This window comes from Pseudoalteromonas maris (genome assembly GCF_049257235.1).
GTDB lineage: Bacteria > Pseudomonadota > Gammaproteobacteria > Enterobacterales > Alteromonadaceae > Pseudoalteromonas.
Genome location: NZ_JBMMUF010000015.1, coordinates 1 through 14,089, shown reverse-complemented (window position 1 = coordinate 14,089; position 14,089 = coordinate 1). Strand labels below are relative to the sequence as shown.

The 14,089-nt window shown below is 45.9% G+C and carries 14 protein-coding genes; 11 read left to right on the top strand and 3 right to left on the bottom strand.

Annotated elements, in window-relative coordinates:
* The first annotated feature begins 176 nt into the window (after positions 1-176).
* The 5 genes from leuA (at position 177) to AAEU32_RS15245 (ending at position 5,618) form a co-directional block, all read left to right on the top strand.
* Positions 177-1,724 (top strand): 2-isopropylmalate synthase, encoded by a 1,548-nt coding sequence (gene leuA / locus AAEU32_RS15265; RefSeq protein WP_421971425.1) that lies wholly within the window; start codon positions 177-179, stop codon positions 1,722-1,724.
* Entirely contained in the window at positions 1,721-2,797 is a 1,077-nt protein-coding gene (gene leuB / locus AAEU32_RS15260) for a 3-isopropylmalate dehydrogenase (RefSeq protein WP_421971396.1), read from the top strand. Before leuA ends, leuB begins: the two co-directional genes overlap by 4 nt.
* A gap of 10 nt (positions 2,798-2,807) precedes the next feature.
* On the top strand, positions 2,808-4,208 hold the full coding sequence (gene leuC, locus AAEU32_RS15255; protein ID WP_421971395.1) for a 3-isopropylmalate dehydratase large subunit: 1,401 nt from the start codon (positions 2,808-2,810) through the stop codon (positions 4,206-4,208).
* Complete coding sequence (gene leuD / locus AAEU32_RS15250) at positions 4,208-4,807, top strand: 3-isopropylmalate dehydratase small subunit (RefSeq protein WP_421971394.1); 600 nt, start codon at positions 4,208-4,210, stop codon at positions 4,805-4,807. Before leuC ends, leuD begins: the two co-directional genes overlap by 1 nt.
* Before the next feature lie 214 nt (positions 4,808-5,021).
* On the top strand, positions 5,022-5,618 hold the full coding sequence (locus tag AAEU32_RS15245; protein ID WP_421971393.1) for a hypothetical protein: 597 nt from the start codon (positions 5,022-5,024) through the stop codon (positions 5,616-5,618).
* An 8-nt stretch (positions 5,619-5,626) separates the two neighbouring features.
* Here the strand turns inward: AAEU32_RS15245 and AAEU32_RS15240 are convergent, their stop codons facing one another.
* Positions 5,627-5,968: a hypothetical protein gene (locus tag AAEU32_RS15240; RefSeq protein ID WP_421971392.1), complete on the bottom strand. Its 342-nt coding sequence runs from the start codon at positions 5,966-5,968 to the stop codon at positions 5,627-5,629.
* A gap of 71 nt (positions 5,969-6,039) precedes the next feature.
* Between AAEU32_RS15240 and AAEU32_RS15235 the strand changes: the two genes are divergently transcribed.
* A complete protein-coding gene (locus tag AAEU32_RS15235; RefSeq protein ID WP_421971391.1) occupies positions 6,040-6,489 on the top strand; it encodes a tellurite resistance TerB family protein in 450 nt (149 codons plus the stop codon).
* Positions 6,490-6,543: 54 nt separating this feature from the next.
* On the opposite strand, the gene AAEU32_RS15230 is transcribed toward AAEU32_RS15235, so the two are convergent.
* Positions 6,544-7,113, bottom strand: coding sequence for an NADPH-dependent FMN reductase (locus AAEU32_RS15230; protein WP_421971390.1), 570 nt, complete (start codon positions 7,111-7,113; stop codon positions 6,544-6,546).
* Positions 7,114-7,239: 126 nt separating this feature from the next.
* Between AAEU32_RS15230 and AAEU32_RS15225 the strand changes: the two genes are divergently transcribed.
* The 5 genes from AAEU32_RS15225 (at position 7,240) to AAEU32_RS15205 (ending at position 13,241) form a co-directional block, all read left to right on the top strand.
* Complete coding sequence (locus AAEU32_RS15225; RefSeq protein ID WP_421971389.1) at positions 7,240-8,133, top strand: LysR family transcriptional regulator; 894 nt, start codon at positions 7,240-7,242, stop codon at positions 8,131-8,133.
* Positions 8,134-8,234: 101 nt separating this feature from the next.
* A complete protein-coding gene (locus tag AAEU32_RS15220; protein ID WP_421971388.1) occupies positions 8,235-8,612 on the top strand; it encodes a hypothetical protein in 378 nt (125 codons plus the stop codon).
* 299 nt (positions 8,613-8,911) lie between these two features.
* Positions 8,912-10,726 (top strand): assimilatory sulfite reductase (NADPH) flavoprotein subunit, encoded by a 1,815-nt coding sequence (locus AAEU32_RS15215; RefSeq protein WP_421971387.1) that lies wholly within the window; start codon positions 8,912-8,914, stop codon positions 10,724-10,726.
* Positions 10,727-10,759: 33 nt separating this feature from the next.
* Positions 10,760-12,478 (top strand): assimilatory sulfite reductase (NADPH) hemoprotein subunit, encoded by a 1,719-nt coding sequence (cysI, locus tag AAEU32_RS15210; RefSeq protein ID WP_421971386.1) that lies wholly within the window; start codon positions 10,760-10,762, stop codon positions 12,476-12,478.
* A 22-nt stretch (positions 12,479-12,500) separates the two neighbouring features.
* Positions 12,501-13,241, top strand: a complete 741-nt coding sequence (locus AAEU32_RS15205; RefSeq protein WP_421971385.1) for a phosphoadenylyl-sulfate reductase — start codon at positions 12,501-12,503, stop codon at positions 13,239-13,241.
* 42 nt (positions 13,242-13,283) lie between these two features.
* Here the strand turns inward: AAEU32_RS15205 and AAEU32_RS15200 are convergent, their stop codons facing one another.
* Positions 13,284-13,745, bottom strand: coding sequence for an RNA recognition motif domain-containing protein (locus AAEU32_RS15200; protein ID WP_421971384.1), 462 nt, complete (start codon positions 13,743-13,745; stop codon positions 13,284-13,286).
* Between the last annotated feature and the right edge of the window lie 344 nt (positions 13,746-14,089).

Below are 14,089 nucleotides of genomic sequence, written 5' to 3'. Positions count from 1 at the left end.
TTAAAGAACACACAAGATGCAATTTATTCAGCCAATTACATTACTGCTAAACCTGCTGCTCATTGAGCAATACTGCGGGGCGTAGCGTTACGGCTGTGTAGATACACACAATAATGACCCCGCACTTCGCGGGGTTTTTTATTTGTGGCACTTAGCACTGAAAATGAGGAAATATGATGCAAGACAAGGTATGGATATTTGACACCACATTGCGAGACGGTGAACAAGCGTTAAAAGCAAGTTTGACAGAGGATGACAAACTGCAGCTAGCGCATGCGATCAGCCGTTTGAATGTGGATGTTATGGAAGTAGGATTTCCCGTTTCTAGTCCAGCAGATTTTCGTGCAGTTCAACGTATTGCTACGGAAGTCAGAAAGCCTGTTATTTGTGGCTTAGCGCGTGCTGTCGCTAAAGATATCGAGGCCTGTGGTGAAGCGCTTCGACCAGCTGAGCGAGGACGTATTCATACTTTCATTGCTACTAGCCCATTGCATCTTGAGCATAAATTACGAATGTCACTAGACAATGCCACTGAAATGGCCGTGAAGGCGATAAAGTTGGCGCGTAACTTCACCGATGATGTTGAATTTTCCTGTGAAGATGCAGGGAGAACGCCGCATGATGACTTATGCCGTATTGTTGAGCGCGCTATTGCCGCAGGTGCTAGCACGATAAACCTGCCAGATACCGTAGGTTACGTCACGCCAGATGAGTATGCGGCTATGATCCACCATTTGATGAATCATGTGCCTAATATCGACAAGGCGCGTTTGAGTGTGCATTGCCATAACGACTTAGGTTTAGCTGTGGCTAACTCTATTGCAGCTGTACAAGCCGGTGCGCGCCAAATTGAATGTACTGTAAATGGTATTGGTGAGCGTGCTGGTAACTGTTCACTTGAAGAAGTGGCGATGATTATGAAGATGCGCCAAGACCACTTAAAAGTGCACACAGATATCCGCAGCGAAGAAATTTATCGAGCCTCCCGTCAAGTCGCCAAAATCTGCAATATGCCGGTGCAGCCGAACAAGGCAATTGTCGGCGAAAATGCGTTTGCGCACAGCTCAGGTATTCACCAAGACGGCGTGCTAAAAGCACAAAACACATATGAAATTATGTCGCCTGAGAGCGTCGGCGTACCCAATAATCAATTGAATATGACTTCTCGTTCTGGCCGTCACGTTATTGAACATCGCTTGAGTGAATTAGGTTACCAAAGTGATGACTACGATATGGATAGCCTATATGAAAGCTTCTTAGAGTTGGCCGATCAAAAAGGCACAGTGTACGACTATGACCTAGAAGCAATGATCTATTTTAATCAAATTCGCGACAAAGATGACCATTATCGCCTCCAATTCGTGAATTCTGCGTCAAATTCACAGTCTGTTGCTAGCGCGACTATCGGTATTTGTGTAGCAGATGAAGAAAAACAAGAGGCGGCAACAGGCAATGGCCCTGTGGAGGCCTCATTTGCTGCACTTGCACGCTTAACGGGCATGGAAGTTGATGTCATTGAATATAACTTAGATGCAACAGGGCAAGGTGCAAGTTCACTCGGTCAGGTAGACATCATCGCAAAATACCAAGGACGTACCTACCACGGTGCAGGCTTAGCGGCGGATATCGTTGAAGCGTCTGTGCATGCCATGGTGCGTGTTTATAACATTATTCATCGGGCACAACAGGTGTCTAGCTTAAAGCAACAAAGGAAAGCAGGATGAGTCAAAAGAATTATAGCATCGCCGTATTAGCTGGCGATGGCATCGGTCCAGAAGTAATGGCTGCGGCTGAACAAGTGTTAGCAGCAACAAGTAAAGAGTTTGGCTTTTCTTTGAGCCTACACCATCACGCAGTGGGTGGATGTGCGATAGATGAATTTGGCGAAGCGCTGCCCGCCAGTACGCTTTTGGCATGTGAGCAAGCGGACGCTATTTTGTTTGGTGCGGTAGGTGGTCCGAAATGGGAAGGTTTACCGCCCGAACAACAACCAGAGCGCGCGTCGTTGTTACCCCTTCGCAAACACTTCGGCTTATTCTGTAATTTACGCCCAGCGCAGTTATTGCCTGCACTGAGTAGTTCATCGCCATTACGTCAGGATATCAGTGCTAACGGTTTTGACATTTTATGTGTACGCGAGCTCACAGGTGGGATTTACTTCGGTGAGAAAGGGCGCAGCGGTGAGGGTGAACAAGAATCTGCGTTCGATACACAAACCTATTCGCGCCAAGAGATTGAACGCATCGCACGCTTTGCCTTTGATGCCGCGCGCCTGCGCAGTAATCACGTAACGTCAGTGGACAAAGCTAACGTATTGGCCACAAGCGTGTTATGGCGTGAGGTCGTCAGTGAAGTGAGTAAAGACTACCCTGATGTGACACTGGACCATATCTATATCGACAACGCGGCTATGCAATTAGTGAAGCAGCCAAGCCAGTTTGACGTACTGTTATGCGATAACTTATTTGGCGACATTCTTTCAGATGAGTGCGCTATGATCACAGGTTCTATGGGGTTACTGCCTTCGGCAAGCTTGAACCAATCGGGTTTTGGCTTATACGAACCCGCAGGTGGTTCAGCACCAGACATCGCAGGCAAGGGAATTGCTAACCCTATTGCGCAAATTTTAAGTGCCGCATTGATGTTACGTTATTCACTCGGGCAGGATGAAGCGGCACGACGCATTGAAAAAGCCGTTGCAGAGGCGGTAGCGGCAGGTGTCGGCACGCCAGACATTTTCCCGCAAGGTGGTTTCACCACGCGTGATGTTGCAAATGCCATTGTTGAGCGTATTTAAGGAGTAACCTGTGGCACACACCCTTTATGACAAAATTTGGCAAGCACACACGGTGGCCAAAATTAATGAGCAAACAGACTTACTGTATATTGATCGTCACCTAGTACACGAAGTGACTTCGCCGCAAGCATTTGCTGGATTGCGTGAAAAGAACCGTCCAGTGCGTTGTCCGCAAAAGACCTTTGCAACGATGGATCATAACGTATCCACCAAGAGCCGATCATTGAATGCAGCCAGTGAAGTATCACGAAACCAATTACAGGCACTGGCGAAAAACTGTGAAGATTTTGGCATTGTGCTTTACGACTTAAACTCCATTAATCAGGGTATTGTGCACGTCATGGGCCCAGAGCAGGGGATAACTTTGCCTGGCACAACCATAGTATGCGGCGACAGCCATACCTCGACTCACGGGGCCTTTGGTGCGCTAGCGCATGGCATTGGCACCTCTGAAGTGGAGCATGTACTGGCAACACAAACTCTGCAGCAAAAAAAAGCTAAATCACTGAAGATTCAGGTTAACGGCGTACTTAGACCGACGGTGACAGCGAAGGATCTGATTATGGCGGTGATCGGTAAACTCGGTACTGCTGGTGGTACGGGTTATGTTGCTGAATTTTGTGGTACTGGCATTGAAGCCTTATCCATGGAAGCGCGAATGACGCTGTGTAACATGAGTATCGAAATGGGTGCTAAAGCAGGTCTAATTGCGCCAGATGAAAAAACCTATGCTTACCTTGAAGGACGCCCATTTGCCCCGAAAGGGGATGAGTTTCAGGCGGCGGTAGCCTATTGGCAAACGTTGAAAAGTGATGACGGTGCGCAGTTCGATAAAGTGGTTGAGCTAGACGCCAGTGATATTCAGCCGCAAATTACGTGGGGTACCAGTCCTGAGCAGGTCATTGGCGTGAATGAGGTGATCCCAGACCCAGACCAAGAAGTTGATTTGATTAAAGCGGATGCCATTCGCAGTGCACTTAAATACATGGACTTACAGCCTGGACAAAAGCTTAGCGATGTCAGCGTTGATACCGTGTTTATAGGTTCATGTACAAACAGCCGCATCGAAGATTTGCGTGCTGCAGCGCAAATCGTGCAGGGTAAGCAGGTCGCCAGCGGTATAGAAGCACTGATCGTACCCGGTTCTGGTTTGGTTAAGAAGCAAGCTGAAGATGAAGGGTTGGCGGACATTTTCACAGCGGCCGGTTTTGAGTGGCGCGAACCAGGGTGCTCTATGTGTTTGGCGATGAATGACGATCGTCTAGCGCCGGGTAAGCGCTGCGCCTCTACCTCTAACCGTAATTTTGAAGGGCGCCAAGGTCGAGGCGGTCGTACTCATTTAGTGAGTCCAGCCATGGCTGCAGCGGCAGCAATTGCTGGCCGTTTTGTTGATATTCAAGGAGAAGCCTAATGAGCAGTTACCACAGTGGCTTGGTTGCCCCATTAGATAAAAATAACGTGGATACCGACCAAATCATTCCCAAGCAGTTTTTGACGTCAACGAGTCGAGATGGGTTTGATAAAGCGCTATTTTTTGATTGGCGCTACCTTGAAGACGGTACAGCAAACCCTGATTTCGTGCTGAATTATCCACGCTACCAAGGTGCAACAATTTTACTAAGCCGGGATAACTTCGGCTGCGGTTCATCGCGTGAACATGCGCCTTGGGCATTGAAGCAGTATGGCTTTGATATCATTATCGCTGAGAGCTTTGCAGATATCTTCTTTAACAACTGTGCCAACAATCAGATGTTGGCAATTGCGTTGCCAAGTGAGCAGTTAGACGCTTTGTTTATTCTGGCGCAGGGCGAGCAACCTTTGCATATCGACATCGATTTACAGAATCAGCAATTACACAGTGATGCATTTGCGCCAATTGCTTTTGAGGTGCGAGCAGATATTAAGGAGCGCTTACTTAGTGGCTTGGATTTCATCGGTGTGACCGAGCAATACAATCCACACATTGATGCTTTTGAACAGCAACTTAATGCTGAACGACCATGGCAGTAGCTTTGGCAGTGCCCTTGGGATATTTTCACAGTGTTATCGCCTGACTGACATAGAATCACTATGCGATGCAGGCTTGGCCTTGCCAAAATACCCCAATGACTGCAACAACAAACAGCAAAGGCCAACACGCCTTGGGTAATTGTCCTAAAAACTCGCAATACCCTTAAAGAAAGCGCTACTATGGCGCTTTCTTTATTTGTAATGGACCAACATCATGAAAGTAGCCCTTAGCGTCAGCACAATACTGTTAAGTGCGAGTGCGTGTGTTTTAGCGCGACCCGCACCGTTAGTGTCTATCCCAACGCATGACGCATTCTTCAACAATATTAAAGCGCATTGTGGCAAAGCGTTTGCAGGCAAGGTAACCGTTGATAATGCCGGACCGAGCAGTTTCAGCGAGGCGAAATTAGTGATGCATGTGCGCCGTTGTAGTGAGCGCGAATTACAAATCCCCTTTCATGTAGGCGCTGATGCATCGCGTACATGGATCATCACAAAAACGGGTAGCGGTTTGAGTTTGAAGCATGATCATCGCCATGAAGATGGCAGTGATGATGTATCAACCATGTATGGCGGTCATACACTGGATGCGGGTTTCGCCAACGCGCAATCCTTTCCGGCAGATCAATACTCAAAGGAGTTGTTTGCCAAGCAGGGGATCCCGCAATCAATGGGCAATACATGGCAGATGTATATATACCCAGAGCAGTTTACTTACCGACTGGTACGAGAAGGGCGAGAGTTCCGCGTTGATTTTGACTTAACCAAGCCAATTAGTGCACCAGCGGCGCCTTGGGGTTATCAAGATTAACAGCCACTTCACTCACAACTGATTTCTGTGAGTAGATTCGGTTCGTATGCACGAGGTGTGGTTGGGAAGCGATCATATTCCTGCACACCTTTAAGCACACGAATAGAAAACACACTGCCTCCACATAGTCGTTGCGCATGGCGCAGTAGAAACATGCTTTGCTTAGCAAAGTGCTGATAACCATCCTCGACGATTTCTAATCGGTAACGTTTGGCACTGAGTTGTGTTTGGTAATAATGGACTTGCTGATCAAAGTCATAGAGCTTTTCAGTTTGCCCTAAAGGCGCTGCCGTGTAGCTGCAAGCAGTCAAAAACAGTAAAGAAATCAGTGTCCAGATGAAGCGATGCATATTAACTGACCTTGTTGTATGCCATTAGCGTATCCATTACAGTGAGTTTAACACTTAACGAGGGTCGCGCCATGCTAGATAAGATTTCACGCTTTTTTAATTCACTTAATGAACAGTCCACCGTTGATGAGCGCCCTGACTTTAAAACTGCGGTTGCAGCCTTACTCATTGAGGTGATGCGTGCTGACAATACCCTGGATAAAGCTGAGCAGGATATGATCTTTGCAGTGCTACAGCGTCAGTTTGAGCTCAGTGCTGAGCAGGCGAGTGTATTGATAAACCAAGCCAGTAGCGACCTTGATGATGCAATTGATTATTTTCGCTTTTCTAAGCAGATTAATGAGCACACCAGTGCCGAGGAGCGCATTGAAATACTCACTTTGCTGTGGCGACTTGCTTATGCTGATGGTCACCTAGATAAGCATGAAGAGCATGTGATTCGTAAAGTCGCGGATTTACTATACGTAACTCATAATGACTTTATTCGCGCTAAACTAGCCGCGCAGGAACAAGAGCGATAAAGTGACTTGCTGTAAGTAACAAGCAAGTCACCCTAGGGCATGTTGACCTTGCCCTTAGCTGTTCAGCTTAGTTGTTACCTCTACAAGTTGACTGGTCAACCCCGCGATTTTGTCACTTGTAGCCGCATCAGCGATTTTGCCACTGTCATCCAACAAGGTGTGCACAGCAGGCACCGCAAGTTGATTACCCAATACGATAGCACCAATACCACTTAAGATATCGCGCACATGATTCAAGCCACGCAAGCCACCAAGACCGCCTGGTGATGCTGCAAACAACGCAACAATTTTATTTTGAAATGCAGGCGTTGCTCCAGCTTCAGTGCGTGAAGCCCAGTCAATTGCGTTCTTCAATGCTGCGGTAATTGAGCCATTGTATTCAGGACTAGCAAGGAGTAATGCGTCTGCACTGCGCAGCTTGTCTTTCAATACTTGTACGTTAGCAGGTGTACCCTGAGCTTCGATATCTTCACTAAACATCGGTAAATCAAGCTCACTCAAAGAGAGAACCTCAACTTCTGCGCCTTGTTGCTTTGCCAGTTCAGCTGCGTGTTCAATCACAGCGTGGTTAAAACTATTTTTACGTAAGCTGCCTGCTAGGGCGATAATTTTTGCATTAGCCATGATAGTGGTCCTTATTCAGTTGCAAGAGTATCTGTTTGCTTGAGTGTTACTTTAGTGGAAAAGTGACTTGCAAAAAACCACAAAAAACGCAAAGCTTATGTGCATAAATACACACAAGGTGGATGTATGGCGATAGAGTTTAGTGATTGGCAGGATATCAAAGTTGCCTTTGAAGTAGCGCGTCGCGGCACCCTTACATCAGCAGCAGAAGCGCTAGGAGTGCACCACAGTACTGTGCTTAGGCGTATTAATCATCTTGAGCAAAGTTTAAATGCGCGTTTGTTTCATCGTCATGCTAGAGGCTACACAGTAACAGAAACTGGCGCAAAGTTGTTTGCGACAGCAGAGCAGATCAATGAGCAGTTAGAATCGTTACATAACAGTATTATGGCCGCTGATACTACCTTGTCAGGCTCATTACTGCTGACAACGGTGAGTGGTTTTATTGATTTGTTAGCGCCTGTGTGTGAAGAGTTTCAAAAACAACATCCGAACGTGCAGCTAGAAATCCTCCTTGATCAAAAGCGGTTGCGTTTAGATCATGGCCAAGCACACATCGCTGTGCGCGCTGGGCCGCGCCCTGATGAAGGCGATTATATTGCTCAGCACTTGTATAGCTCAGAGTCTGGCTTGTACGCGCATGAGCGCTACTTGCAGCGCATGGGCACTCCTAAATCACTGACTGATTTACGTGAGCATCATTTTATTTCTGGAGTACAGGGTTTCAACAGTCGAGTGCCATACTTTGCATGGGTAGATGAGCATTTGCCTGCATCGCAAATTTCGTTGCGCGTTTCTGAAACATCTGATGCCAATCGTGCAATCGCCAGTGGTTTGGGAATTGGTGGGATGCAAAATGATATCGCTCGGTTGTATCCACAGTTGCAGCCGGTACTTCATAGTGAATTAAGCTGGCGCAGCGATATTTGGTTGGTGACTCATCATCAAATGCATCGCAGTGCCAAAGTGCAAGCCTTCGCGCAATTGCTTAAGCAGCATTTTCGTCCTCAAGATGTTTAGGCTGTTATGCGTGGCCCGCACTTGTTATTCATGGTCAATATGACACAATGACACGGATTATCACTTGCGCCTTTGAAGGCTAATTTGGAGTAACACGATACATGGCAGATATTCAATTTCTTAATGTTGATCTTGAGTTAGAGTCAAAGCATGACATCAGCGCGCTGGTGGCCGACCTTGATAAAAGTGCTGTTGTATTGCATTACGACAAAGACGAAACGCGCCAATTAGCCCGCATAGAAACAAAAGGTGAGTCAGGCAGCCCTGATAAAGCAATTAACGAATTATGTGAGTTGATCGAATCATGTTCTAAAGCCGGACTTAAGCAATGGCTTAGTTGTTCTCGGCGTACTTTTGACTTAGGTTTTAACTCTGGTCAATCCCCAAAATGTTTTAATGAAGCCATTCATGCTGACACCTTGCTACGTATATCGGCAATCGGTGCGGGCATTGAAGTGACCATCTATCCCACTGTGTAACCTTGATTTGATACTGCTGGGTTAACCATTGCTTATCAAAAGGCGTTTTGGTTAAGCCCAACAGTCACTGCCTCTAGAAGCACTCGCTTTTCTTCACACTATAAACTGTTTTCGTTGGATAAATTAAAAATTAATAACCAAATGGAATAACAAAGCAGATTCTATTCTTTTTTCATACGCGCTGACCTAGGTATGCTTCATGCTCACAATAGCCTAGATAAGCTGTATTTACTGACCTAGGCAAATATTTTCAAACGTGTCGATTTTATCTGTCACGGCATTGGGTTAGAGGAAAGAAGATGTTGTTAAACCAGCTGAACGCGGCAGCAAGCCCGCTCACGTCTGAACAAGTGCAGAAGTTGCAAGGTTTGGTGGCCGAATTAAATCCAATTCAACAAGCTTGGGTAAGCGGTTACCTTGCAGCCAATGCGAACAGCGCTGCGTTGGCTGGCGGTTTGCCAGCTGCTCCTACTGCGCAGGCTGGAGAAGCTGCATCCCTAACAATTCTATATGGCTCTCAAACGGGTAACGCCAAAAGCGTTGCCACCAAACTTAAAGAGCAAGCACAAGCCCGTGGTCTAGCTGTTAAGTTGGTGAGCATGGCTGATTACAAGCCGACAGCACTTAAAAAAGAGCAGTTCATTAGTATTGTTGTCTCTACCTATGGCGAAGGAGAGCCACCCGAAGATGCAGAGACACTGCATGAGTTCTTGAACACCAAAAAAGCGCCAAAGCTGGACGGTGTTAAGATTGCCGTTTTGGGTTTAGGGGATTCTAGTTATGAATTCTTTTGTCAAACAGCAAAAGATTTCGAAGAGCGCCTAGCCAAACTCGGTGCGCAAGTGATTCATCCTCGAGCAGACTTGGACGTTGATTACGAGGATCATAGCAGTGTATGGATTGACGGTGCGCTCGACGCGTTTGAACCTGAACTCAAGGCTCAGCAAAGTGACGCCAATGTGGTGACTATGCCACTGGCTGGTGGCAGTGTTGCTGCAAGCCAATACACCAAGCAAAATCCATTTGTTGGTGAGCTAACGACGGTGCAAAAGATCACTGGCCGTGATTCAACCAAAGATGTACGTCACATTGAAATCTCACTAGAGGGGTCAGGTATTCAATACCAGCCAGGAGATTCTTTGGGCGTATATTTCCTTAACGACCAAAGCAAAGTCGACAGTATTCTTGAAGCGCTGCAACTTGATGGCAATGTTGATGTGACCTTAGGCGACGAAACGCTCTCATTGCGAGACGCATTAATTGAGCGTTTAGAGCTTACGCAATCATATCCTGGGTTCGTCGAGAAATACGCGCAGCTCACAAACAATCCTCAGTTACTGGAGCTATTGGCCGATAAAGGAGTATTACGCGAGTACATAGAGGCACGACAAACATATGACGTGATATTGCAAAACCCTGCCACTGTGAGCGCACAGGGGCTTGTTGATTGCTTGCGTAAAGTGCAGCCTCGCCTTTATTCAATCGCTTCAAGCCAAGCAGAGGTTGAAGACGAAGTGCACCTCACCGTTGGTGTCGTCGAGTTTGATAGTTTTGGGCAATCACATCTTGGTGGATGTTCAGGTTACCTAGGACGATTCGCCGATGAGGGAGCGCAAGTTAAAGTGTTCACTGAGCACAATGATAACTTTCGTCTGCCAGTAGATGATAGCACCCCAGTTATTATGATTGGTCCGGGAACGGGTATTGCGCCATTTAGAGCATTTTTGCAAGAGCGCGAGGCACGCGAGGCGCAAGGTAAGAACTGGCTGTTCTTTGGTAACCCGCATTTTACTCAAGATTTCTTATATCAAACAGAAATCCAAGGTTACTTAAAGTCAGGCTTATTAACCCAAGTAGATGTGGCATGGAGCCGTGATCAAGCGCAAAAAGTGTATGTGCAAGACCGTATCCTAGAGCAAGGAGAGCAGGTATATGCGTGGTTAGAACAAGGTGCGCATGTCTATATCTGCGGCGATGCTAACCGTATGGCTAAAGATGTGCATCAAGCTCTAATTGATGTCATCAAAGAATTTGGCGCCAAAGATGATGAAGCGGCACAGCAATATCTTAAAGATTTACGCAGTGCGAACCGTTACCAAAAAGATGTGTATTAAGCGCCCGTCAGCGCAGTGAATGTAGGAATATATATGAGCGATTACAAGCCTAATAGTAAGCATGATCCACAAGCGAAGCTTGCTGACAATGAGCGTTTAAAAACACAAAGTAACTTTCTTCGTGGCACCATAGAAACAGATCTAGACGATCAGATCACCGGTGGATTTACCGCTGATAATTTCCAGCTGATCCGTTTCCACGGTATGTATCAGCAAGATGATCGTGATATTCGTCCCGAGCGAGCAAAGCAAAAACTAGAACCATTGCATAACGTCATGCTGCGAGCGCGTATGCCTGGTGGCATTATTAAACCAGCGCAATGGTTAGCAATTGATAAGTTTGCACAAGAAAAAACCATGTATGGGTCTATTCGTTTAACGACGCGTCAGACTTTCCAATTTCATGGTGTGTTAAAGCCTAACATCAAAGATATGCACCAGATGCTCAACAGTGTTGGTATTGACTCAATTGCCACAGCAGGCGATGTAAACCGCAACGTGCTATGCACCACAAACCCTGTGGAGTCCCAGCTGCATCAAGAGGCTTATGAATGGGCAGCGAAAATATCAGAGCACCTTCTACCAAAGACTCGTGCATATGCAGAAATTTGGCTCAATGGCGAGAAGTCAGAAACTACGGATGAAGAACCAATTCTGGGTTCGACTTATTTGCCTCGTAAGTTCAAAACAACAGTGACCATTCCACCAAATAATGAAGTAGATGTGCACGCCAATGATCTTAACTTTGTCGCCATCGCTGAGAATGGCAAATTAGTTGGTTTTAATGTGCTCGTCGGTGGTGGTTTAGCAATGACCCATGGTGACGTCACAACATATCCACGCAAAGCTGATGATTTTGGTTTTGTGCCTCTTGAGCACACTTTAGCAATCGCTGAGCATGTTGTGTCTGTGCAGCGTGACTGGGGTAACCGAGTTAATCGTAAAAATGCAAAAACAAAGTACACCTTAGATACCTTTGGCAGTGATGCATTTAAAGCAGAAGTAGAAAAGCGAGCGGGTGTAACCTTTGCGCCTAGTCGTCCTTATGAATTCACCCATCGTGGCGACCGCTTTGGTTGGGTTGAAGGCATTGACGGTAAGCATCACCTGACTGTGTTTATCCAAAATGGTCGAATCCTTGATTTCCCTGACAAGGCATTGAAAACGGGATGTCGAAAAATTGCAGAAATTCACCAAGGTGATTTCCGCATGACTGCTAACCAAAACTTGATCATTGCTGGCGTACCTGCTGACCAAAAAGACGAGATTGAGCAGCTCGCACGTGAGCACGGACTCATTGATGATACGCATACAGAGCAACGCAAAGCGTCTATGGCTTGTGTGTCACTTCCAACGTGCCCACTCGCAATGGCAGAAGCCGAGCGCTATTTACCACAACTCATAGAGAAAACGGAACAGCTACTGATTAAACATGGTGTTGCTGACGAGCATATCATCTTGCGTGTGGTGGGCTGTCCTAATGGCTGTGGCCGCGCGATGTTGGCAGAGGCCGGCTTGGTCGGTAAGGGGCCTGGCAAATATAACCTCTATTTAGGTGGCAATCGTGAAGGTACGCGCATTCCAAAATTGTACTTAGAGAATGTAGGTGAAGAGGTATACCTCAGTGCACTGGATGAACTAATTGGTCGTTGGGCAAACGAGCGTAACCAAGATGAAGGGTTTGGCGACTTTGTGATTCGCCAAGGGATCGTAGCAGAAGTAAAAGTCTCAAAAACGGACTTTCACGCTTAACCAAGGTAATGAGGACAGGTTAATGAGTGAATTTAGCCAGATATTAACGTTAGATAAAGAACAGCAGAAAATTGCTGTTGCGCACATCAACGACATACTTGCCGACAAAACACCTGAGCAAAGGGTGGCATGGGCTATGGATAATTTACCGGGTAATCATATTTTGTCCTCGAGCTTCGGCATACAAGCTGCGGTAATGTTGCGATTAGTTACAGGTGTCAAAAAAGATATACCGGTGGTGTTAACTGACACCGGCTATCTATTCCCCGAAACATATCAGTTTATTGAACAAATGACTGATCGTTTGCAACTTAATCTAAAGGTATACAAGTCGACCATTAGTCCCGCATGGCAAGAAGCGAAATACGGCAAACTATGGGAGCAAGGTGAAGAGGGAATAAAGCTCTACAACACATTAAACAAAGTTGAGCCTATGACCAAAGCGCTACGCGAGTTGCAAGTCGGAACCTGGTTTAGTGGGCTACGCAGAGAGCAGTCTAGCACGCGTAAAGACAAGAATATTGTTGAAATTAGTCGAGGCACAATTAAGGTATACCCCATTATTGAATGGAGTAACCGCGATGTGTATCAGTACCTCACTGAGCACGACTTGCCATACCATCCTTTATGGGAGAAAGGTTATGTGTCCATGGGAGATGTACACACTACGCGTAAACTAGAGCCGGGAATGACCGAAGAGGAAACACGATTCTTTGGTTTAAATCGCGAATGTGGATTGCACATAGATGGTGATGGAATATAACGGTGAATCTAGTAAATAAAAAAGAGGGCTCAGCCCTCTTTTTTATTCTTCGTTACCGTCTTGCTTTTGCTTCGCTTCACGCACTTTCAATGTGCGTTCTTGGTATTCATTGTCGTTGAGTTTATTAATCATTTTCGCAGCGTCTTTATTCGCTACTTCAACAAACCCGAAACCACGACGTTTCCCTGTGTGTTTATCTTTAAGCAAACGAACACTAAAAACAGTGCCATGTTCTTCAAAAAGCTCTTTTACCATGTGCTCATTAGCACGATAAGGCAGGTTGCCTACATACAGAGTTTTCGAGTCCGCAGATTCTTCGCCAGCAACAGTGCCACTATTAGCACCGGCAGCAAGCTGCAAAGCGATCCCTGCGATCAATGCGCCTAAAGCAAAAGAAATAGATGAAGATAAAGTTGAAGCAGATAAAGCAAATTCTAGAAGGATATAGCCTAATACCGCGATACAAACCGTTATTATAATTGTTTTAAGAGTGGGTGATGTCATTGTGATCTACCAAATAAACATGAAATAAACATTAATTTAACAAAATGCAAAGTCCTATCTTAACTAGATTCCTTCACATAGCAACATATAAAGGCGTTAACTGCGTTGATATACGCCGAGATAGGCGTTTTTTTGAACTAAGTAATAGTAAAAAGCATAAATTTGATTGTATTTTAACCGAACGGAAAAGATCTTAAAAAAAAGTGTTGATCTCATTTTGGATCTCCCTATAATGCGCATCCACCGACACGGCGGACTGCTTACAAACAAGCGATACGACGAGTTGGTTGAGTCAAGTAAAACTGAGTTTTAAGAAACTTTAAACTTTCTCAAAATTAAGTGTT